Raw genomic sequence first — 19,895 nt, 5'->3', positions numbered from 1 at the left:
CGGCGTTGCCGGCGTCGGCCGGTACGAAGGCCGTAGGGTGCCCTCATGCTCGATATCGATCTGCTGCCGGGGGAATACGCAGTGTGTCGGTTGGCCGCCGGCACGACCCTGCCGTACGCGCTGTCGAGCGGGCTGAGCGGCGCGGACGTGGTGACGGTGAGCTGGACCTCCGACGGGATCTCCGTGATCTGCCCGGCCGACCGGGCACCGGCGCAGGCCGTGGTGGAGACGACCTGGCGCTGTCTACGGGTCACCGCCCCGGTGGCGCTGGCCGGCACCGGCAGCCTGGCCGCGCTCGTCGACCCGCTCGCCGAGGCACGGGTCAGCGCCGTCACGTTCTCCACGTTCGACACCGACTATCTGCTGGTGCCGACCGTCCGACTGACCGAGGGCAGGGCCGCGCTCCAGCGCGCCGGGCACCGCGTCACCGGCTGACCTTCACCCGATCGGCCGCTCGCCCTACGATGGGCACGGCCACCCCGGCCGCGACGAATTCTCCGATGTCCCGAGGATCGGCCCGTGCCGTTCACCCCACCCCACCCCGCGTCCCCCTCAGCGCGGACGACGGTTCACACCCCATCGGCGACTCCTGGCCGGCCAGCCGACCGCGTTCCTGCGCGTACCCTCGCCCGAGTCCTGCCGATGGCCGTCGCGGCGCTCGGCGTCGCCGTGCTGGCCGGCTGCGGCGCCCCACCCGGGCTCGGAGAGCCGACCGGCGTCCCCACCCACACCGCGACCCCGACGACGACCGGCCCGAGCACCGCACCGGCGACCCCGCCGGCCACCACACCGTCTCTCGGTACGGTCACGCCCACCCCCGACGCCGGGTTGGTCGCGACGGCCTGCCGCAACGGGCCGACCGGGCAGCGGGTGCTGCAACTGTTGCGCGGCCGGGCCGGAGTGCTGCCGGCGAACGTCCGGGTCAAGGTCCGCACCGGGCCGCTCTGCGCCGGCGACTGGCAGTTCACCGTGCTGACGGTGACCGGGCACGAGGAACTCCAGGTGGTCACCCGGGGCGAGCCCAGCGCCCCGGTGCTGGTCACCGCAGGTACGGACGTCTGCACCATCGAGGTACGCGCCACCAGCCCGGCCGGGATCCGCGCCCTCGCCTGTGACGCCGGCCCGGCCAACGGGCCGGGTGCGTAGGCTGATCAGCATGCCGGGAACACCGCCGACACGTTTCGTCTACCTCGGGCCGGAGGGCACCTTCGCCGAGCAGGCCCTGCGCTCCGTGCCCGCCGCCGAGCGCGGCACCCGTACGCCCGCGCGCAGCGTCGGAGAGGCGCTGGACAGCGTCCGCGCCGGCGACGCCGACGCCGCGCTGGTGCCACTGGAAAACTCGATCGGCGGCGCGGTGGGCGTCACGCTGGACGAGATGGCCGAGGGCGAGCCGTTGGTGATCACCCGGGAGGTGATCCTGTCGGTGGAGTTCGTGCTCGCCGCGCGGCCCGGCACCTCGCTGACGTCGATCCGCGCCGTGGCGGCCCACCCGCAGGCGTCCACCCAGTGCCGGGGCTGGCTGCGCGACCACCTGCCCGACGCCGTGGTGGTCGACGTGCTCTCCAACGGCGCGGCCGCAGCCGGTGCCGGCGCGGGCGAGTACGACGCGGCGATCTGTGCACCGATCGGCGCCGCCCGGCACCGACTCACCACACTCGCCGACAAGATCGCCGACCACCCGGACGCGGTGACCCGGTTCGCGCTGGTGTCCCGGCCCGGGCCGCCACCGCCGCCGACCGGTGACGACCTCACCTCGCTCGCGGTCTACATCGCTCACGACCGGGTCGGCGCGCTGCTGTCCGTGCTGATGGAGTTGGCCGTCCGGGGGGTCAACCTGACCCGGATCGAGTCTCGTCCGACCGGCGAGGCGCTGGGCCGCTACGTCTTCTTCCTGGACTGCACCGGCCACGTGGTCGACGTACGCCTCGGCGAGGCGCTGCAGGGGCTGCGCCGGGTCTGTGCCGACGTCCGCTTCCTGGGCTCCTATCCCCGGCACCGGTGGGCCGAGGTGGGCGAACGCCCGGTCCCCGCGCCGGCGGGCCTCTCCGACGTCGACTATGCCGACGCGGCGGCCTGGTTGGCCCGACTGCGGACCGGTGAGTTGACCTGACCGGGGCGGGGCGCCCCCCGAAGATCAGGAGCGCCCGCGCCGCTGCGGTCAGCTCAGCAGACCGCCGAGCAAACCGCCCTCCTGCTGCTGCTGGCCGCTGCCCAGGACCGGCGGCTCCTCGGACGGCTGCACCACCACGAAGCCCTGACCGGCGAAGCTCATGGTGAACGACTCACCGGTGCGACGGCCCAGCAGCGTGCCGAGGCCGAGCTGCTCGGCGCGGTGGTAGCCGGTCTGGAGGTTGGCCGACCAGCAGACCGCGGCCTGCGGGTCGACGTACGTCGGTGCGTCCACGTTGAGCACGACCGGGGTGCCCTTGGTGGTGATGGCGATGCGCCCGTAGCCGCTGAACACACAGTTGAAGAGGCCGGACGAGGACGCCATCCCGGCGCCGCCGACCATCCTGATGTCGTACTGGAGGGTGGAGTCGAAGGCGAGCACGCTGCTGCCGTTGATGGAGAGGGCGTCGCCCGGCTCCAGGTCGATGATGTGCACGTCCTTGGCCAACTCGGCGAGGAAGACGTCGCCCTGGCCGGAGACCTTCATCAGCGGGACGCCCTCGCCGGTGAGCTTCTGCTTGAGGAACTTGCCGAGCCCGCCTGAGCCCAGCGCCTGGAACTGCACATTCCCCTGGTAGGCAACCATCGACCCGACCCGGGCCATCGCCTCGCCGTTGAGCTCGATCTTCAACATCTTGGAGTTCTGCAACCGCATGCCGGGCTGCGCGGACTCCTTCTCCAGATTCTCCGCGGAGAACAGCTCGCTGCGCATGAAAGGGCCTCCTGAATAGGGTCGCGTTCGCTGCACCGACGGTAGGCGACCACGGCAAGCACCGGCCATCGGCCGGGCGGCACGGTCGGACGGGCGGCGGGTTCAGCCCCAACCGAGGGCGTGCAACCGCGCGTCGTCGATGCCGAAGTGGTGCGCGATCTCGTGCACCACTGTCACCGCCACCTCGTCGATGACGTCCTCGTCGTTGTCGCAGATCCGCAGGATCGGATGGCGGTAGATGAAGATTCGGTCGGGCAGCACCCCGGAGTAGTCCCAACCGCGCTGGGTCAGCGCATGCCCCTCGTAGAGGCCGAGCAGGTCGACCTCTCCCGGTGGCGGGTCGTCCTCGACCAGGATCACCACGTTGTTCATCAGGCCGAGCAGTTCTTCGGGCACGTCGTCGAGGGCCTCGCCGACCAGCTCCTCGAAGCGCTCACGGCTCATCTCCACCGGCACCTCGCCCATTGTGCCCGAAGCGGGGGCACGCGGCCCGTCCTGCTGAATGACCGTGGCCGTCAGCCCGCACATGCACGGAAGAAGCGACCACCCTGGACCGGGCGGAGGCTCCTTCCGTGGACGTGCGGTGTGGGTCGACTCGCTCAGGCGGCCAGGCGGGCGCTGAGGGTGATCTCGGCACCCGGCGAGAGCAGGCGGGAGATCGGGCAGTTGGCCTTGGCGGCCTCGGCGAGCTTCTGGAACTCCGCGTCGTCGATCCCCGGGACCTGGCCGACGGTCTCCAGGTCGATCCGGGTAACGCTCATGCCGGCGTCGGTCTTGTCGAGGTGCACCTTGGCGGTGGTCTCGACCGAGGTGGCCGTCGAGCCCGCGTCGGCAAGCGCCTTCGAGAACGCCATCGAGAAGCAGCCGGCGTGCGCGGCGGCGATGAGCTCCTCGGGATTGGTGCCCTCACCCTCCTCGAAGCGCGACTTGAAGGAGTAGTTGCCGGACAGGCCGCCCTTACCGGTGCGGATGGTGCCCGCGCCCTCGGTGAGATTGCCCTGCCACTGTGCTGAAGCGGTACGGATTGGCATGAGACAAACGCTAGCGGAAAGGCGCCCGCCGAGCGACAGACCGGCGCGCTCACCGGCCCTGCGATCCCTGTCACCGCCAGCTTGCTGTGCCATGATGCGACGCAGGTCCGTGACCGGCGGAAGGGTGGCTGATGTCCGAGGAGCTTCCAATCCCGCGGCAGGGCGACCGATCCGAGGCCCCGGCGGTGATCGAGTGGGGTGCCGTCGACCCGGCTCCGCGACGCCGGTTCAGTTGGTCCCTGGCCGACTTCGCGCAGGATCCTCGGTTGCCCCTGCTGCTCGCCGGGCTGGGCGCGGTGGCGGCGATCGCCTCACTCATTGGTGAGTGGCTGGTGTTGAGCCTGCCCAACGGCGGGCCCGAGGGGAACACGACGATCGAGGTGCCCGCCGGGGTGTCCGAGGTCGGCGGCTTCGGGGTCGGCTACCTGATCGGGCTCCTCGCCCTGGTCTGCACCGTGGCGCTGGCGTTGCGCGGCACGGCTGCCGTACGGCCCAACGCCCGGCTGGCCGGTCTCACCCTGGCCGGCGCCCTGCTGGCGTTGCTGGTCGCCGCCGCGGCCACCCTCAACGACCCCGGGCAGCGAAACTTCCTCTACTCGTCCGAGAACGGCTTCCGGGCCGAGTACGGCCGTGGGCTGGTGATGGCGTTCGCGGCCTGTGTGCTGTTCGCGGTCGCCCTGCGGCTGGCGCCCGCCGCACCCGCCGGCGCGTTCGGATCACCAGACGATGACCGGCCCGCCGACGCGCCAGCACCCCGACCCTGGCGTCGCCGCCGGGACCGCGACCCGATCGAGGACGGCCTGCCGGCCCCAGCCGACCTGACCGTCACCCCCGCCGCCCCCTTCGCCCGCCCCGACCCCCAGCCCTAACCCACCCCACCCCCACTGCGCCGATCTTGCAGTTGCTGTCCCGATAGGGCACATACCACGCAGAACGGCAACCGAAGGTGCAAGATCGCGGGGAGGGTGGGGCGGTGGGGCCGCACGCGGGGACATCTCACGGGTGCTCGGGGTTGGCGTCCGATTCGCCTGGAAGCCATGGTTGGGGCCCGTTTCGCGAGGTACGGTTGCTGCCCGCCGTCATACCGGGCCTCGGTTTCCTTGGCCAGGGCAGGTGCGACGGCGGCGGGCGAAGGAGGAACCATGACCCGCCCGGGACTGCCCAAGTTGATCGCGACCGACCTCGACGGAACGCTGGTCCGCAGCGACGACACCGTCTCCGCGTACACCCATGGGGTGCTCGACCGGGTGCGCGCCGCCGGGATTCCGGTGGTCGGCGCGACCGGACGCGGCCCCCGCTTGACCGAGTTGACCCGCAACGACATCCGCGCCGCCGACTTCCTGGTGATGGCCGGCGGTGGCTGGGTGGTCGACCAGAGCGACCCGAGCGGCCCGGTGGTGCTCCGCGACGAGCGGCTGCCCGCCGAGGTGCTGGCCCGGCTCCTCGCCGACCTGGAGGCGGAGGTCGGCCCGCTGACCGTGATGGTCGAGGCGTCCGACGAGAGCGACGCCCCGCTGTGGGGCGACTACCACGAGAGCTGGCCCTACCAGGACCGCTTCGAGGCGCGCACTCGCGACGAGTGCCTCGCCTGCGACGTGATCAAGGCCTTTGCCCGGACCGCCGACCACCACGTGGACGAACTGCTGGCGGTGGCCCGCCGGATCATCTCGCCGCAGGTCGCCACACTCACCCAGGCCGGGCTCGGCTTCATCGAGATCTGCCCGCCCGGCGTGGACAAGGCGGCCGGGCTGACCGTTGTGGCGCAGGCCCTCGGGGTCGACCCGGCCGACGTGCTGGTCTTCGGTGACATGCCCAACGATCTGCCGATGTTCGAGTGGGCCGGCTGGTCGCGGGTGGCCGTGGCCAACGCCCACCCCGCCCTGCGGGCCGTCGCCGACGAGGTGACCTTGCGCAACGACGACGACGGGGTGGCGGTGTATCTCGACCGGCTACTGTCCCGGTAATGGGAGACACGCCCCGCCTCATCGCCACCGACATCGACGGCACGCTGATCCGCGACGACCACAGCGTCAGCCCCCGCACCGCCGACCTGCTCGCGCGGATCTCCGCGCGAGGCACGCCGGTCGTCCTGGTCACCGGCCGTCCGGTCCGCTGGCTGAAGATGGTGTACGACCAGCTCGCCCAGCCGCTGCCGGCGGTCTGCGCGAACGGCGCCGTGGTCTACGACCCGTTCGAGGACGAGGTGGTACGAGCTGACCCGCTCGCGCCGCAGCACCTGGCCGAGGTGGCCCGGCGGCTACGGGCCGAGGTGCCCGGGATCAGTTTCGCCGTGGAGATCCTGGACAGCCGGGAGATGCGGCACGAGGCGCACTACCCGCTGCGCTGGGACGTCGACCCCGACGGCATCAGGGCGATCGAGACGCCGGAGGAGCTGCTCTCGGTGCCGGCGGTGAAGCTGCTCGCCCGAGCCGGCGAACAGGACCCGGACGCCTTCGCCGAGCTGATCGCCACGGCGGTGGCGGGGTTGGCCGAGGCGACGCACTCGTCGTCCTCCGGGCTGGTGGAGATCTCCGCGGCCGGGGTGACCAAGGCGGCGGGTCTGGCATGGTACTGCGACCAGCTCGGGGTGGCCGCGGAAGACGTGGTGGCCTTCGGCGACATGCCCAACGACGTGCCGATGCTGACCTGGGCCGGGCGTGGCGTGGCGGTGGCCAACGCGCACCGCGCCGTCCTGGCGGTCGCCGACGACGTGACGACGGCGAACACCGAGGACGGCGTGGCGGCGTACCTGGAGAAGATCTTCGGGGTGGACTGAGGTCAGAGGTACTGGCCGGTGTTGTGGCCCTCGCCGCCGCCCGGCTGGCCGATGCCGGGCATTCCGGGGACGACCCCGCCGGGGCCGCTGGGCAGCGCCTGCCGGCCGCCGCGCATCTGCTCCAGCTGCACCCGGGCGGCCATCTGCTGGGCCACCAGGGCCGCCTGGATGCCGTGGAACAGGCCCTCCAGCCAGCCGACGAGCTGGGCGTGGGCGATCCGCAGCTCGCCCTCGCTGGGGGCCTTGTCCTCGGCGAAGGGCAGCGAGATGCGCTCCAGCTCGTCGCGCAGCTCGGGGGCGAGGCCCTCCTTGAGCTCGACGATCGACCGCTCGTGGATCTCCCGCATCCGGTTGCGGCTGGCGTCGTCGAGAGGTGCGGCCTTCACCTCCTCCAGCAACTGCTTGATCATGCTGCCGATCCGCATCACCTTGGCCGGCTGTTCGACCAGGCGGGTCGGGTCCTCGCCCTGGCCCTCGTCGGTCTGCATGGTGCCGATCGGCCGGCCGTCCGGGCCGACCACGACAACGGTGCCGGAGTGGCCGGGCTCGTCGGGGTCGGGCTCGTCGTTCTGTCCAGCTGAGCGCGCTTCGGTCATGGGGTCCATCTTTACCCAGCGGGCGCGAGCCATGCCGCCCGGGACCGACTCCCGGGGCCGAACCACCCGGGCGGGGCGAGCTACCGTCGCGCCATGTCTGTCGACCCCCGCGCCGTGTTGACCCGGCCCGCACCGGAGCCCGACCGGACCGTGGCGTACGGGGATCACCCGGATCAGGTGGCCGATCTGCGTCTCCCGGCGGGGACGGGGCAGGCACGGCCGCTGGTCGTCGTGCTGCACGGCGGTTTCTGGCGGGCCGAGTACGACCGGCGGCACACCGGCCCGCTGGCCGCAGCCCTCGCCACTGCCGGCTATCCGGTGGCACAACTGGAGTACCGCCGGACGGGGCAGCCGGGAGGCGGCTGGCCGGGCACCCTGACCGACGTACTGACCGGGGTGGCCGAGCTGCCGGTGCTGGCGGCCGAGGCCCTACCCGGCCGGGTGAGCCCGGACGCGCCGATCCTGGTCGGGCACTCCGCCGGCGGCCACCTGGCGCTGTACGCGGCGGCCACCGCCCCGGCGACGGTGCGCGGGGTGCTCGCCCTGGCCCCGGTGGCCGACCTGGGCGAGGCGTACCGGCGAGATCTGGACTCGGGCGCGGTCGCCGCGCTGCTCGGCGGCGGCCCGGCGCAGGTCCCGGACCGGTACGCGGCCGCGGATCCACGGATGTTGGTACCGATACGGACACGGACAGTAGTTGTGCACGGCTCGGACGATCATCAGGTTCCGGCGGACATGAGCAGGGTTTTCGTCACGGAGGCACGTGCCGCAGGTTCCGATATTTCCCTTGTCGAACTGCCTGGATGTGAGCATTTCGGGCTGATCGACCCGGAGTCCGTCGCGTGGCCCCAGGTCCTTGCCGTGTTGCGGTCCCTGCACGATGATCACTAGCCATTGACGCAGCGTCGCGGACCAGGTAGAACGCCGGAGGGGCGGTGTTCGGCCCTGTAACGCTCCTTGGAAGGAACTCGGTGTCGCAGATGAATCGCAGGCGGGCGCTCCAACTGTTGGCCGCGCTCGGTACCACCGGGTTCGTCGCCGGGTGTGGCTCAGACGGTGATGCCGAACCGACCGCCGACCGGGGCCCGGTCAAAATCGGGTTGATCACGCCGCAGGCCGGTGGTTTCAAGAGCATCGGCGACGACATCACAAACGGCTTCCAACTCTTCCTCGACCTGCACGACCAGCGGCTGGGCGGCCACCCGGTGGAGCTGCTGACCGCCGACGAGGGCGACACCGCGAAGACGGGCAAGGCCGCCGTCGAGGGCCTGCTCAAGCAGGGCGTGTTGGCGCTCACCGGCGTGGTCAACTCGGCGGTGATGGTCGGCATCCGGGACACCGTGGAGCAGGCCCGGGTCCCGCTGATCGGCTCCAACGCCTCACCGAGCAGCCTGCAGAGCGTCTTCTACATCTGGCGGACCTCGTACGTGCTCGACGAGGCCGGCAGGGCGCTCGGCCGCTACCTGCGCGACCAACTGCCGGCGAACGGCCGCGTCGCGATCATCATGCCGGAGAACGTCGGCAGCCCGGACGTGGTCCGCGGCTTCCGGGAGGACTTCGGCACGAAGGACCCGCGGATCGGCGACCCGGTGACCTACACCAGCGCCACCTCCAACCCCGGCAAGACGACGTACTCCTCGGACATCACCAGGGCGCTGGCCAAGAAGCCCACGGCGGTCTTCTGCTTCTTCGCCGGGGCGGCCGCTGTGGAGTTCATCAAGCAGCTGCGCGAGAAGTTCGCCGGGCCGATCTACGCACCGGGCTTCCTCACCGAGGGCACCGTGCTGGAGAACCTGAAGGACAACGCGCTGGGCATCCAGACCGCGCTGAACTACTCGGCCGACCTGAACAACACGTCGAACCGGGTCTTCGCCTCGGCGTACCGCAAGAAGTACCAGGTCACCCCCACCACGTACGCGATGGCTTCGTACGACGCGGCGCAGGTGCTCGACCAGGCCATCCAGCTGACCGGCGGGAAGCCCACGCCGCAGCAGGTCAACCTGGCCCTGGGCAAGATCGGCCAGATCGACAGCCCGCGCGGCATCTGGCAGTTCAACCAGCCGCGTACCCCGCAGCAGAAGTGGTACCTGCGCGAGGTGCAGCGCGACGGTCAGGTCATGTCGAACGTGCTGATCAACGAGCTGGCCACGCTGGGCTGACCGTCCACCCGAAGCACGATTCGGGGCCGGTCTCCCAGTGGGAGGCCGGCCCCGAGACGTTCGCGGGTCAGTGCCGCAGCTCGGCGATGCAGCACTTCACACTGCCGCCGCCCTTCTTCAACTCGGCCAGCTCGACGGGGACCGGGGTGTACCCGGCCGCCTTGAGCTTGCCGGCCAGGCGGGTGGCCTCGCTGTTGAGCACCACGTTCGCGCCGTCGCTGACCAGGTTGAGCCCGAACGCCAAGGCGTCCTCGTCGTCGGCGATCACCGCGTCCGGGAAGAGTTGGGTGAGCACCCGCTGGCTGGCCGCCGAGAACGCGCCCGGGAAGTAGGCGATGTTCGCGTCGTCGATGGCCGCGAGCGCCACGTCCAGGTGGTAGAAGCGGGGGTCGATCAGCCGCAGCGACACCACCGGGCGACCCAGCGCCTCCTGCGCCTCCGCGTGCGCCGGGATCTCGGTGCGGAAGCCGTGCCCGGCCAGGATCAGCCCACCGTGCGCCTCCGGCACGTACGCGAAGTCGCCCTCACCCTCGTTGGTCTCGCCGGGTGCGATGAACCGCCAGCCCTGCGCCTCGTAGAAGGCGTGGTGGGCGGCGGCTTCGGCGGCCCGCTGCTCGTGCTTGAACCGGGCGCCGTAGACGCTGCCGTCCACCACGAAGCCGCCGTTGGCCGCGTAGACCATGTCGGGCAGGCCCTGCTCGGGGGTGAGCAGGTGCACGTCGTGACCGAGGCCGACAAGCGTCTCGCGCAGCCGGTCCCACTGCTTGACGGCCAGGTCGCGGTCGACCGGGGTGGTCACGTCCATCCACGGGTTGATCGCGTACTCGACTGTGAAGTACTCAGGTGAGCACATGAGATATGTCCGCTTTCGCGGGAAACGCTGCTGGTTCACGGTCACCAAGAGTAGGTACCGTAGAACTTTGAAAACAGCCACAAGTGTTGCTTCCCAGAGGCGGATCGTTGCAGATAGACGCGGTAGACCAGCGGATCATTGCGTTACTCGTCGCGGACGCCCGCGCGTCCTACGCCGACATCGGCGCTCGGGTGTCACTCTCCGCCCCAGCGGTCAAGCGTCGGGTCGACCGGCTGCGATCCGCCGGCGTGATCAGGGGATTCACGGCAGTCGTTGATCCGGCCGCCGTCGGCTGGACGACGGAGGCCTTCGTCGAGCTGTTCTGCGCCGGCCGGACCACCCCGGCGCAGATCGGCGTGGCCGCCCGCCGACACCCCGAGGTGGTCGGCGCCTACACCGTCTCCGGGGAGGCGGACGCCCTCGTGCACCTGCGCGCCGCCGACATCGCCCATCTGGAGGCAGCGCTGGAGCGGTTGCGTGCCGAGTCCTTCGTGACCTCCACCCGCAGCACCATCGTGCTTTCCCGGCTTGTCGAATCGCCAGGCGTCGGCCCGTCCCCCGGCGCCTCTTGACCTCAACCCGGGTTGAGGAGATGGACTGACCCCGAGTGGGCGGGGCAACCCATCGAGGGCGGGGAGATTGTCATGCGGGCGATTTGGTTACGTGAGTTCGGCGGGCCCGAGGTGCTGGTGCCCGGCCCCGCGCCCGACCCGGTGCCCGGCCCCGGCCAGGTGTTGATCGACGTCGCGCACGCCAACATCACATTCGTCGAGACGCAACTGCGCGCCGGTCATCCCGGCCCGTTCCGCCTCACCCCACCGCTGATCCCCGGCAACGGCGTCGGCGGGGTCATCACCGCGGTCGGGTCGGATGTCGACCCGGCGCTGACCGGGCAACGGGTGGTCAGCGCCACCGGAGGTTCCGGCGGTTACGCCGAACGCGCGGCCGTGGACGCGTCAGCGCCGATCGCGGTGCCGGCCGGGTTGGCACTGGACGAGGCGGTGGCGCTGCTGGCCGACGGCCGGACCGCCACCATGCTGATCGAGGCGGTCGGCGTCCGCCCGGGTGACCGGGTGCTTGTGGAAGCCGCGGCCGGCGGAGTCGGCAGCCTGCTTGTGCAGCTCGCGGTCCGGGCCGGAGCCCGGGTGATCGGCGCGGCCGGTGGGCGACGCAAGGTGGACCTGCTACCCGGCCTGGGCGCCGAATTGGCCGTCGACTACCTGCTGCCCGAGTGGGCCGAGCAGGTCCGCGCTGCGGTGGGCGGGGTCGACGTGGTGCTCGACGGGGTCGGCGGTTCGACGGCCCGGACCGCCTTCGACCTGCTCTCGCCGGGCGGCCGAATGGTCAGCTTCGGGTTGGCGAGCGGGGAGTGGTCCCCGGTGTCGGCGGAGGCCGCCACCGCACGGCAGGTCACCCTGGTCCGGCCGGACGTGCCACCCGCGCGGCTGCGGGCGTACACCGAACAGGCCCTGACGGACGCGGCGGCCGGCCGCCTGCGACCGCTCATCGGCCAGCGGTTCCCGCTGGAACGCGCCGCCGACGCGCACGCCGCCATCGAGGCGCGCGCGACGGTCGGCAAGACCCTGCTGGACGTGGGCTGACCAGGCTCAGAGGTACATGCCGGTGCGGTGCTCCGACTCGTCGCGGCGGACCGGCTTGTCACCCTCACCGAAGAACCGCTTGCCGCCGAACTCGCCGTGCAGACGGTCGTCCAACTCGTCGGCGAGACCGGTCATCACCTGCACCGCCAGCATCAGATGGGTCGCCTGGAAGTTGCGGCCGAACACCGGGATGGACGCCCAGACCGTGTCGTCGGCGCAGTAGAGGCGGCCGATCGGCATCCGGTTGGTCAGTTCGGAGAGCTTGACGTAGAGCCGCTCGGTCGGCTCCACCTCGGTGAGCACCGGGGAGAACACGTCCACCAGGGGCGGGTTGTCCCGCACCCGCACGAAGACCATCGCCGAGCCGGCACGGATGGTGATGTCACCGTCCGAGTCGATCTGCAACCGCTCAGTGTCCGACTTCAACATCGTGGACACCACGGTACGGACCCGGTCGGCCAGGTCGAGCACGTCGTCCTGCTCGACCTGCGCGGCGGCCGCCTCGGCCAACGCCTCCTCCAGGTCCGCCTCGACGTCGGCGTCCGGACCGAACTCGCTGCGCGCGGTGCCCAGCGGGTCCAGGGCCAGCGGTTCGCCCTCGGCGTCGTGCACCAGATAGACCAGGAAGGCCGGGTGCGGAGCGCCGTAGACGTCGCGCAGCGTGCGGGAGAGCAGCGTGGCGACCTGGGTCGACTCGGCAGTCGTGGCGTTCAGCCCGAAGGAACCGCCGGAGCCGGCGACCACCCCGGGCGGGGACCAGCCGAGCGCGACCATGTCCGCCACCGCGCCCCGATCCAGTCGGTAGCCCGCCGGAAGCGCGGCGTTGCCGACCGCGCGGGCGGACAACACGTGGTCCGCGTCCACGTCGACGCTTATCGAATAGACGGCGTCCCCGGTGCCGGAGGCGGTGGGGTCCAAGGTCACGTCGAGGTGCGCGCCGACGGGAAGCTCCCGCAGCCGTACGGCGAGCGCGCGGGCGAACTCCCGCCACGCCTCGGTCACCTTCGCCCGCAGATCGGTGGTGCTGGGCTCGTCGAGCAGGATCGATTCCGCCGGCTCAGTCGAAGCGCCGGGCAGCTCACCGTGCGGCGCCGAGGGGTGGTCAGCCGTCATGATCGCCTCCGTCCGTCACGATCACCCTACCCACGCCGCCCGTGGGCCGAATCAGCCCGGACCGGGATCGGACAGCGGCGGTCAGGGGGCCGTCGGGTCCGCGGAGTCGGCGCCCAGCGCGACCGGCCAACTGCCCGCCAGCGCGCTGAGCCGGGCCGCGACGTCCGCCGGCTCCGCGCCCCGGCCAACCGCCAACCCCAGGAGGTACGCGGTGACCGGCGCACCCGGACGCAACACCTGGTGGGCGACGTCTCGGGCCAGATCCAGCACCGCCGGCACCGGCACCCCGGCCGGGTCCAGATCCAACTCGGCGCACACCGCCGTGACCCAGTCGTCCATCACCGTCATCGCGCCCACTCCTCCGCCCGGCGTACGTCCTCGTCAGTGTCGCAGTCGAACCACGGCGGCGGGCCCTCGCCGGACCAGGCCACCTCCCGCACGACGAGACCGGCCAGTAGCGCCCGGATCGAGGCTCCGGACAGACTGCCGCCCCGCTCGACCGTCAACCGGTGCACCGCCGTCCGCAGCGCGGCGACCCGCCAGACACCGCAGAGCGACTGCCGCCGCCCGTTCCCGTCCACGAAGCACACCCCGTCGGGCCCTCGCTCACCGTCGAGGCCGCTGCCGGCCGGCGTCGCCCGAGCGAGGCCGCTGGCCGACGGCACCGGAGAAGGGCCGCCGCCGGCCGGTGCGGGGCCGCCGCTGGCCGGTGCGGGGCCGCCGCTGGCCGGTGCGGGGCCACCCGCCGGTTCGGTGTCGGGGTTCTCGAGGTCGAGATGCTTCAACAGTTCGCCGATCGCGGCCCGGGTGAGCAGCGGCAGGTCGGCGGCGAGCAGCGCGACCACGCTCACGCCGGGATCCAGCAGCGCCAGGCCGGCCGCCGCAGCCGCGACCGGGCCCCCGCCGGGCGGATCCTCCCGGACCACCAGCACACCCGCCGGCACGGCGTCGACCGCACCCACCAGCACCCGCGGCGTCGCGTCGCCGACGGCGGCCAGCACCCGGTCACGCATCGGCCGCCCACCGACCGGACGCGCGGGCTTGTCGATCCCGCCCATCCGTCGAGCGGCCCCACCCGCGAGCACCATGGCGGCGTACGTCCCCACCCGCCCACCGTAGCCGTGCCGGCACTCGGTCAGGCCAACCCGACCCCTCTCCCTGTTGATCATGAAGTTATCGCTCGACACGCCGACGGCACGCGCGGACAACTTCATGATCAACGCCCGGGGATGGGGGTGGGCGGGGGTCGGGTGGGGGTGGGGTGGGGTGGGGGTGGGGTGGGGCGGGGGGTTGGGGGTGGGGCGGGGGGTTGGGGGTGGAGGATGGCGGGATGGGACGGGCGACTGATCGGCGGGGCGTACTCCGCATCGACCTGGACGCGGCGACCTCCGGGCGCGGGTCGGTCCGCCGACCGGACACGCTCGCCGTGGAGGAGCCGCTGGAGATCCGGGTCGGCGCGGCCGGCCCCGGCCGACGTCGACCGCTCGCCGTCACCATGCGCACCCCCGGCGACGACCTGGACCTGGCCATCGGGTTCCTGCTGACGGAGGGGCTGATCCGGTCGACCGACGACGTGTTGACCGCGCAGCTCTGCGCCGGAGCGGAGACACCGAACACGTACAACGTGGTGGACGTGGTGCTCGCCCCCGGCGTGCCGGAACCGACCACCGACCCGTCCCGGAACTTCTACACGACCAGCTCCTGCGGGGTCTGCGGCAAGGCCAGCATCGACGCGGTACGCACCCGGTCGCTCTTCCCGGTCGCGGAGGATCCGCTCAGCGTGCCGGCCACGCTGCTCGCCGAGCTGCCCGACCGGTTGCGCGCCGCCCAGCGCGGCTTCGATCGGACCGGCGGGCTGCACGCGGCGGGGCTGTTCACCCCCGACGGTGAGCTGGTGGTCCTGCGGGAGGACGTGGGCCGGCACAACGCCGTGGACAAGGTGATCGGTTGGGCCGTACGGGAACGCCGGCTGCCGCTCACCGGGCACCTGCTGCTGGTCTCCGGGCGGGCCAGCTTCGAGCTAACCCAGAAGGCATGGATGGCGGGGTTGCCGCTGCTGGCCGCGGTGTCCGCCCCGAGCACCCTCGCCGCCGAACTGGCGGACGAGGCGGGGATGACACTCGTCGGCTTCCTGCGCGGGCGAACCATGAACGTCTACACCGGGCCGCACCGGATCACGGTGGAGCAGCCGGCCTGACCCCACCGGCCCGTCAACGACCGATCCGGTCGATCAGGTCGAACAGGGCCAGCCGTGCGGCGGCGTCACGGGCGATCAGGAAACCTGCGATGCCGAGGATCCAGCCCAACGCGCTGCCCGCCTTCGTGACGATCCAGGTGTTCAGGCGGGCCAGCACCGGCTCGACCAGTCGCGGACGGGCCACCCTGGCACCCAACAACAACACCGCCGGCAGCACCATGACCAGGCAGTACCCGGTGAGCAGCCCCACCACGCCCGCCGCTCCCACCCCCGAAGTGGCCAACAGACCCACCGCACCGAGGTACGGGAGCATGGTCGCCACCTCGGCGAGCGCCGCGAGCAGTGCGAGCCCGATCAACCAGCGGGCCGACGAATCACCGGCGGTGGCCCGGTCCCGCCAGCGCAACACACCACCGGTACGGGGACGCCGCTTGCCGTCGTAGCGAAAACTGAGCGCCAGCATTCCAACGCCCAGGACGAGCTGCGCCCAGAGGACGCCCCGGTTGTCCAAAGCGCCACCGAGCGCGTCGCCCAGCGTGCTGCCTCCCCAGACCAACAGCAGCCCGACCCCGAGGTAGAACGCCGCGACGGTGGCGAGGTAGCCCAGGATCCGCCGGACGTTGACCGGCCCGGGGGCGAGCAGCAACCAGACCGGGATGAAGAGGGTGCCGATGCTGGTGCTGTCGATCAACGCCAGCCCGGCCAGCGACAGCAACAACTCGGGGGTCATGTCGTACCAACGCGGTGAACGGCCACGAGATCATTCTCCGGTGGCGGTGACCCTGCCGCGTCGGCCGTGAACAGGAGCAACGCGTACATCCTTCGACGGAGGAGCCGTCACGCCAGGTCGAGGATGCTCCAGTTGGTGGGGAGTACCTCCGCCGCCACAGTGGGTCGCACTGTCGCGTAGTGCGCCTCGTGGGTGAGTGCCGCACGGGCGGCCTGGCCGAACGAGATGTCTCCGGCCGCGGCGCGGGCCAGCGTGCCGGTGTCGCGCACGTCCTCGGCGTCGAGTGGCAGCAGTCGGATCATCGGGGCAGTCACCATCAGGGCCAGTAGCGCGGCATCGATCTCGTCGGCCACGCCCGCGAAGGCGACAGCCAGGCAGGTCGCGGGGATGGCCACCTGTCGACCCTCGTCGGCGACCGCCAGCATCAACTCCCCCACGGAGACGTTGCCCTCGATGTAGGCCGTCAACGCCGACGCGTCGAACACGACAGCGATCTGATCGCTCATCCGGCGCGTCCCAACATCCGGCGTCCCTCGGCCAGAGCGTCCGCCGGGATGGGCGTCGCCAGACGCTCCCGCCATCGCGCCCTGCCCGCCTCGGTCACCTCGATGCCGGCTCGCCGCAGCACCTCGTCGAGGTGACCGCGAGCCATCTGCACCCGTACCGCCGCGGTGATGGCGGCCGAGACGTTGGGCTGCTGGTCGAGCCACTCCGCGACGTCGTCGGGGAGGCTCACGGAACGCTTGACTGTCACGCCCGCCAGCCTAGCAACCTCGGTAGCACCGGTGGTATTACCGCGCTGATGGCGGGGCCGATCAGCGGCGGCCACGTCGGCTCCGTTTGCGGGGGCGGACGACCCCGGGCATCCCGACCGACGGCCAGCCGTCCAGCTCGGCCGGGGGCACGCCACGCCGGAGCAGGTCGTCCAGCAACAGGGCGAGCGAGTAGTCGGGGTGCAGGCTGAGCGTGCGTTCGAGCGCGACCGCCGCCAACGCGCCCTGTCCGGCGCGCCAGGCGGCGAACGCCAGCAACGCACCGGGAGCGGCGGCCGCCTCCGGCTCGGCCCGGCGCAGCACGTCGGTCCAGAGGGCGATGTCCCGGTCCCGACCGTCGGTGCGTTCCCAGGCATGATCGCGGACCGGCAGGTGGGTCATCAGCAGGGTCAGCCAGGCCACCTCGTCGTCGTCGAGCCGTTCACCACGCCGCTGCCGGCGCTGGGCCTCGCGGACCGCCACCACCCCGGCGGAGCGCAGCGCCCGAGCGCCGAGCCTGTCGCTCTCGGGCGCCTGCTCGATCAACTCGGCCAGTCTCAGCTCGGCGCGGGCGGTGGCCGCGCTGGCCGCGTCCCTCGCCGGACCGTCCACCGGTGCCACCTGCGCCACCAGGGCGGCCCGGTCGGGGAGTGCGACCTGGCCGGCGAAGACCGCCGAGGCGGTCACCCGGTTGACGGTCGGGTCGTAGCGGCGACCCTCGGGCGGGCAGCAGTCGGGCTCGGTGCAGAGATAGGACCACCAGCGGCCGTCGGTCACCCGCAACGCGTCGAGCACGTGCAGGCCGAACTCGCTCAGCGCGTCGCACACCGCGTCCACTGCCGGAGTGACCCTTTCCGGTTGCCCGTAACCCACCACGGTGGCGGCCTCCGCGCCCTGCCGGCGGATCACACCGGCCAGATGCCCGGCCAGCCCGCCCGAATCGCTCGGGTCGGGCAGGTCGGCGCGGGCGGCAAAGGTGATCTGTCGGCCGACCAGCGCCACGGCGACCACGCTGTCGGTGGGGTGAAACCCGAGCAGGTACGGCACAGCGGCGATCAGGTCGGCGGGTGAACGGACGGCGAGCTGAGGGCGTTCGGTCGAGGTCATGTCGGAAGCCTGCGGCGGGGGTACCGGGCCCTGCCACCCCTGTGGACGACACGCGGCTTATCCACAGTTACTGTGCGTGTTTTCCCTGCTCATGCCACACCTACGAGTGCGCAGAGAGCGCCGATGTCGTCGGGCGACACCTGGCTGTCGTAAGGAGCGGTTACCGTGCGCTGATGGACCTGGCGTACCTGCGCGCGCATCCGGCACACCTTCCGACCTTCCGGACCCACCAGCGGCTCCGGGAGACACCGGTCGCCGGTGGCAACATCTGCGCCGCCGCCCGGCTCACCCTCGACGACGGCCACTCCGTCTTCGCCAAGTCCTGGCCGGAGGGCGCCGACCGACAGGCGCCGGAGGGCTTCTTCGCGGCCGAGGCCGCCGGCCTGCGCTGGCTGCGGGAGGCGGGCGCGGTGGCCGTACCCGAGGTGATCGTGGTGTTGCCGGAGCTGCTGGCGCTCGACTGGGTGGAGCCCGGCGAACCGACGCCCGAGGCCGCGGAGCGCTTCGGCCGGGAGTTGGCCGGGCTGCACCGCGCTGGCGCGACCGCCTTCGGCGCGACCTGGCCCGGTTTCATCGGCTCGCTTCCACAGGACAACACCCCCACCGGCGGGCCCTGGTCGACGTGGTTCGCCGAACGGCGTCTCACCCCCTACCTGCGACGCTCGGTCGACGGTGGCGCGTTGACAAGTGCCGATTCCGCACTGGTCGAGCAGGTGATCGATCACCTCGACGGGCTCGGCGGCGACGAGCCACCCGCGCGCATCCACGGCGACCTGTGGCCGGGCAACGTGCTGTGGGGGGCCGACGACCGGGCCTGGCTCGTCGACCCGGCGGCGCACGGTGGGCACCGGGAAACGGATCTCGCCCAGCTCGCCCTCTTCGGCGGCATCCCCCACCTGGATCGGGTGCTGGCCGCCTATCAGGAGAGTTGGCCGCTATCGGCCGGCTGGCGTGAGCGCGTGCCGTTGCATCAGCTGCACCTCCTGCTCGTGCACACCGCGCTCTTCGGCGCCAGTTTCCGAGATGTGGTCGTCCAGACCGCCCGTGCCGTCCTGGGCCGGGCCGAGCGCGCTACGGTCGACAGGTGAGCGCCGCCCCGGGGACCGACGGCGTCCTCGTCGACCGGTATGGCCGCGTCGCTCGGGACCTGCGCGTGTCCCTCACCGACAAGTGCAACCTGCGCTGCACCTACTGCATGCCAGCAGAAGGGCTGCCCTGGCTGGCCGGCCCCGAGTTGCTGACCGACGAGGAGATCGTCCGGTTGGTCCGGGTGGCTGTCGAGCTGCTCGGCGTGACCGAGGTGCGGTTCACCGGCGGTGAGCCGCTGATCCGACCCGGGCTGGTCGGCATCGTGACGGCGGTCGCCGCCCTCGAACCCCGCCCCCGGATCTCGCTGACCACCAACGGCATCGGCCTGGACCGGCTGGCCCCTGCGTTGCGGACGGCCGGCCTGGATCGGGTGAACGTCTCACTCGACACCCTGGATCCGGACCGGTTCACCGGGCTCACCCGCCGCCCCCGCCTGGACGCGGTGCTGGCCGGGCTCGCCGGGGCGGCAGCCGCCGGGCTCAGTCCCGTAAAGATCAATTCAGTGCTGATGCGTGGTGTCAACGAGGACGAGGCGCCGGCGCTGCTCCGCTTCGCCCTCGATCACGACTACCAGCTGCGGATCATCGAGCAGATGCCGCTGGACGCCCAGCACGGTTGGGCCCGCGACACCATGGTCACCGCAGAGGAGATCCTGGCGTCCCTGCGTACCGTGTTCGATCTCAGCCCCGACCCGGCCGAGCGCGGCGCGGCGCCGGCGGAGACCTGGCTGGTCGACGGAGGTCCGGCCCGGGTCGGTGTGATCGCCAGCGTCACCCGCCCCTTCTGCGGTGACTGCGACCGCACCCGACTGACCGCCGACGGCCAGGTCCGCGCCTGTCTCTTCGCCACCGAGGAGTCGGATCTGCGCGCCGCGCTCCGCGCCGGCGTGGACGACGACGAGTTGGCCCGGCGCTGGCGTACCGCGATGTGGGGCAAGCGCGCCGGGCACGGCATCGACGACCCCACCTTCCTCCAGCCGACCCGCCCGATGTCCGCGATCGGCGGTTGAG

At 72.0% G+C, this 19,895-nt stretch carries 25 protein-coding genes; 13 read left to right on the top strand and 12 right to left on the bottom strand.

The window, feature by feature from the left end; genetic code table 11:
• Positions 1–45 precede the first annotated feature (45 nt).
• The 3 genes from ACLQ3B_RS10950 to pheA all read left to right on the top strand — a co-directional run bounded on the left by ACLQ3B_RS10950 (position 46) and on the right by pheA (position 2,110).
• The gene (locus ACLQ3B_RS10950) at positions 46–435 is read left to right on the top strand and encodes an ACT domain-containing protein (protein WP_425779627.1); all 390 of its coding nucleotides are present in this window, start codon (positions 46–48) and stop codon (positions 433–435) included.
• A 207-nt stretch (positions 436–642) separates the two neighbouring features.
• Positions 643–1,146: a hypothetical protein gene (locus ACLQ3B_RS10945; RefSeq protein WP_425779625.1), complete on the top strand. Its 504-nt coding sequence runs from the start codon at positions 643–645 to the stop codon at positions 1,144–1,146.
• 10 nt (positions 1,147–1,156) lie between these two features.
• Positions 1,157–2,110 (top strand): prephenate dehydratase, encoded by a 954-nt coding sequence (pheA, locus tag ACLQ3B_RS10940; RefSeq protein ID WP_425779623.1) that lies wholly within the window; start codon positions 1,157–1,159, stop codon positions 2,108–2,110.
• Positions 2,111–2,158: 48 nt separating this feature from the next.
• Here pheA and ACLQ3B_RS10935 read toward each other — a convergent pair whose 3' ends face one another.
• The 3 genes from ACLQ3B_RS10935 to ACLQ3B_RS10925 all read right to left on the bottom strand — a co-directional run bounded on the left by ACLQ3B_RS10935 (position 2,159) and on the right by ACLQ3B_RS10925 (position 3,912).
• Complete coding sequence (locus ACLQ3B_RS10935) at positions 2,159–2,881, bottom strand: AIM24 family protein (RefSeq protein WP_196920294.1); 723 nt, start codon at positions 2,879–2,881, stop codon at positions 2,159–2,161.
• 102 nt (positions 2,882–2,983) lie between these two features.
• On the bottom strand, positions 2,984–3,331 hold the full coding sequence (locus ACLQ3B_RS10930) for a metallopeptidase family protein (RefSeq protein WP_425779893.1): 348 nt from the start codon (positions 3,329–3,331) through the stop codon (positions 2,984–2,986).
• Between the two features lie 149 nt (positions 3,332–3,480).
• Positions 3,481–3,912 (bottom strand): OsmC family protein, encoded by a 432-nt coding sequence (locus tag ACLQ3B_RS10925; protein ID WP_425779621.1) that lies wholly within the window; start codon positions 3,910–3,912, stop codon positions 3,481–3,483.
• 131 nt (positions 3,913–4,043) lie between these two features.
• Here ACLQ3B_RS10925 and ACLQ3B_RS10920 point away from each other — a divergent pair, with 131 nt between their 5' ends.
• The 3 genes from ACLQ3B_RS10920 (at position 4,044) to ACLQ3B_RS10910 (ending at position 6,688) form a co-directional block, all read left to right on the top strand.
• Positions 4,044–4,781: a hypothetical protein gene (locus ACLQ3B_RS10920; RefSeq protein ID WP_425779619.1), complete on the top strand. Its 738-nt coding sequence runs from the start codon at positions 4,044–4,046 to the stop codon at positions 4,779–4,781.
• Positions 4,782–5,054: 273 nt separating this feature from the next.
• Positions 5,055–5,876: an HAD family hydrolase gene (locus tag ACLQ3B_RS10915; RefSeq protein ID WP_425779617.1), complete on the top strand. Its 822-nt coding sequence runs from the start codon at positions 5,055–5,057 to the stop codon at positions 5,874–5,876.
• Positions 5,876–6,688, top strand: coding sequence for an HAD family hydrolase (locus ACLQ3B_RS10910; RefSeq protein WP_425779615.1), 813 nt, complete (start codon positions 5,876–5,878; stop codon positions 6,686–6,688). Before ACLQ3B_RS10915 ends, ACLQ3B_RS10910 begins: the two co-directional genes overlap by 1 nt.
• 2 nt (positions 6,689–6,690) lie before the next feature.
• On the opposite strand, the gene ACLQ3B_RS10905 is transcribed toward ACLQ3B_RS10910, so the two are convergent.
• Positions 6,691–7,293 (bottom strand): bacterial proteasome activator family protein, encoded by a 603-nt coding sequence (locus ACLQ3B_RS10905; RefSeq protein ID WP_425779613.1) that lies wholly within the window; start codon positions 7,291–7,293, stop codon positions 6,691–6,693.
• An 84-nt stretch (positions 7,294–7,377) separates the two neighbouring features.
• Between ACLQ3B_RS10905 and ACLQ3B_RS10900 the strand changes: the two genes are divergently transcribed.
• Both ACLQ3B_RS10900 and ACLQ3B_RS10895 read left to right on the top strand, forming a co-directional pair.
• Positions 7,378–8,175: an alpha/beta hydrolase family protein gene (locus ACLQ3B_RS10900; protein WP_425779611.1), complete on the top strand. Its 798-nt coding sequence runs from the start codon at positions 7,378–7,380 to the stop codon at positions 8,173–8,175.
• Between the two features lie 80 nt (positions 8,176–8,255).
• The gene (locus ACLQ3B_RS10895) at positions 8,256–9,443 is read left to right on the top strand and encodes an ABC transporter substrate-binding protein (RefSeq protein ID WP_425779609.1); all 1,188 of its coding nucleotides are present in this window, start codon (positions 8,256–8,258) and stop codon (positions 9,441–9,443) included.
• 67 nt (positions 9,444–9,510) lie between these two features.
• Here the strand turns inward: ACLQ3B_RS10895 and ddaH are convergent, their stop codons facing one another.
• The gene (ddaH, locus tag ACLQ3B_RS10890) at positions 9,511–10,344 is read right to left on the bottom strand and encodes a dimethylargininase (RefSeq protein ID WP_425779607.1); all 834 of its coding nucleotides are present in this window, start codon (positions 10,342–10,344) and stop codon (positions 9,511–9,513) included.
• A gap of 59 nt (positions 10,345–10,403) precedes the next feature.
• Between ddaH and ACLQ3B_RS10885 the strand changes: the two genes are divergently transcribed.
• A complete protein-coding gene (locus ACLQ3B_RS10885; RefSeq protein WP_425779891.1) occupies positions 10,404–10,868 on the top strand; it encodes an Lrp/AsnC family transcriptional regulator in 465 nt (154 codons plus the stop codon).
• A gap of 72 nt (positions 10,869–10,940) precedes the next feature.
• Complete coding sequence (locus tag ACLQ3B_RS10880) at positions 10,941–11,897, top strand: zinc-binding dehydrogenase (protein ID WP_425779606.1); 957 nt, start codon at positions 10,941–10,943, stop codon at positions 11,895–11,897.
• Positions 11,898–11,903: 6 nt separating this feature from the next.
• On the opposite strand, the gene ACLQ3B_RS10875 is transcribed toward ACLQ3B_RS10880, so the two are convergent.
• From ACLQ3B_RS10875 to mobA, 3 genes are all read right to left on the bottom strand, one after another.
• Positions 11,904–13,010, bottom strand: a complete 1,107-nt coding sequence (locus ACLQ3B_RS10875; RefSeq protein WP_425779604.1) for a T3SS (YopN, CesT) and YbjN peptide-binding chaperone 1 — start codon at positions 13,008–13,010, stop codon at positions 11,904–11,906.
• A gap of 81 nt (positions 13,011–13,091) precedes the next feature.
• Complete coding sequence (locus ACLQ3B_RS10870) at positions 13,092–13,358, bottom strand: DUF6457 domain-containing protein (protein ID WP_425779602.1); 267 nt, start codon at positions 13,356–13,358, stop codon at positions 13,092–13,094.
• On the bottom strand, positions 13,355–14,116 hold the full coding sequence (mobA, locus tag ACLQ3B_RS10865; protein WP_425779889.1) for a molybdenum cofactor guanylyltransferase: 762 nt from the start codon (positions 14,114–14,116) through the stop codon (positions 13,355–13,357). The genes ACLQ3B_RS10870 and mobA overlap by 4 nt, the downstream gene beginning before the upstream one ends.
• A 224-nt stretch (positions 14,117–14,340) precedes the next feature.
• Between mobA and fdhD the strand changes: the two genes are divergently transcribed.
• Positions 14,341–15,207: a formate dehydrogenase accessory sulfurtransferase FdhD gene (fdhD, locus tag ACLQ3B_RS10860; protein WP_425779600.1), complete on the top strand. Its 867-nt coding sequence runs from the start codon at positions 14,341–14,343 to the stop codon at positions 15,205–15,207.
• A gap of 13 nt (positions 15,208–15,220) precedes the next feature.
• On the opposite strand, the gene ACLQ3B_RS10855 is transcribed toward fdhD, so the two are convergent.
• The 4 genes from ACLQ3B_RS10855 to ACLQ3B_RS10840 all read right to left on the bottom strand — a co-directional run bounded on the left by ACLQ3B_RS10855 (position 15,221) and on the right by ACLQ3B_RS10840 (position 17,796).
• Positions 15,221–15,937 carry a GAP family protein gene (locus ACLQ3B_RS10855; RefSeq protein WP_425779598.1) on the bottom strand — a complete coding sequence of 239 codons (717 nt, stop codon included), beginning with the start codon at positions 15,935–15,937 and terminating at the stop codon, positions 15,221–15,223.
• A 107-nt stretch (positions 15,938–16,044) separates the two neighbouring features.
• Positions 16,045–16,443: a hypothetical protein gene (locus ACLQ3B_RS10850; RefSeq protein WP_425779597.1), complete on the bottom strand. Its 399-nt coding sequence runs from the start codon at positions 16,441–16,443 to the stop codon at positions 16,045–16,047.
• Positions 16,440–16,691 carry a hypothetical protein gene (locus tag ACLQ3B_RS10845; RefSeq protein ID WP_357178564.1) on the bottom strand — a complete coding sequence of 84 codons (252 nt, stop codon included), beginning with the start codon at positions 16,689–16,691 and terminating at the stop codon, positions 16,440–16,442. The genes ACLQ3B_RS10850 and ACLQ3B_RS10845 overlap by 4 nt, the downstream gene beginning before the upstream one ends.
• A 61-nt stretch (positions 16,692–16,752) precedes the next feature.
• Positions 16,753–17,796 carry a DUF4192 domain-containing protein gene (locus ACLQ3B_RS10840; protein WP_425779595.1) on the bottom strand — a complete coding sequence of 348 codons (1,044 nt, stop codon included), beginning with the start codon at positions 17,794–17,796 and terminating at the stop codon, positions 16,753–16,755.
• Positions 17,797–17,969: 173 nt separating this feature from the next.
• Here ACLQ3B_RS10840 and ACLQ3B_RS10835 point away from each other — a divergent pair, with 173 nt between their 5' ends.
• Positions 17,970–18,884, top strand: coding sequence for a fructosamine kinase family protein (locus ACLQ3B_RS10835; RefSeq protein WP_425779593.1), 915 nt, complete (start codon positions 17,970–17,972; stop codon positions 18,882–18,884).
• The gene (moaA, locus tag ACLQ3B_RS10830) at positions 18,881–19,894 is read left to right on the top strand and encodes a GTP 3',8-cyclase MoaA (RefSeq protein ID WP_425779591.1); all 1,014 of its coding nucleotides are present in this window, start codon (positions 18,881–18,883) and stop codon (positions 19,892–19,894) included. Before ACLQ3B_RS10835 ends, moaA begins: the two co-directional genes overlap by 4 nt.
• Position 19,895: the final 1 nt, after the last annotated feature.

The sequence above is a fragment of the Micromonospora sp. DT53 genome (assembly GCF_049841535.1).
In the GTDB taxonomy this organism is placed as follows: Bacteria; Actinomycetota; Actinomycetes; order Mycobacteriales; family Micromonosporaceae; genus Micromonospora.
The sequence above is the reverse complement of the archived record's forward strand: the minus strand, read 5'-3'. Positions and strand labels throughout refer to the sequence as shown.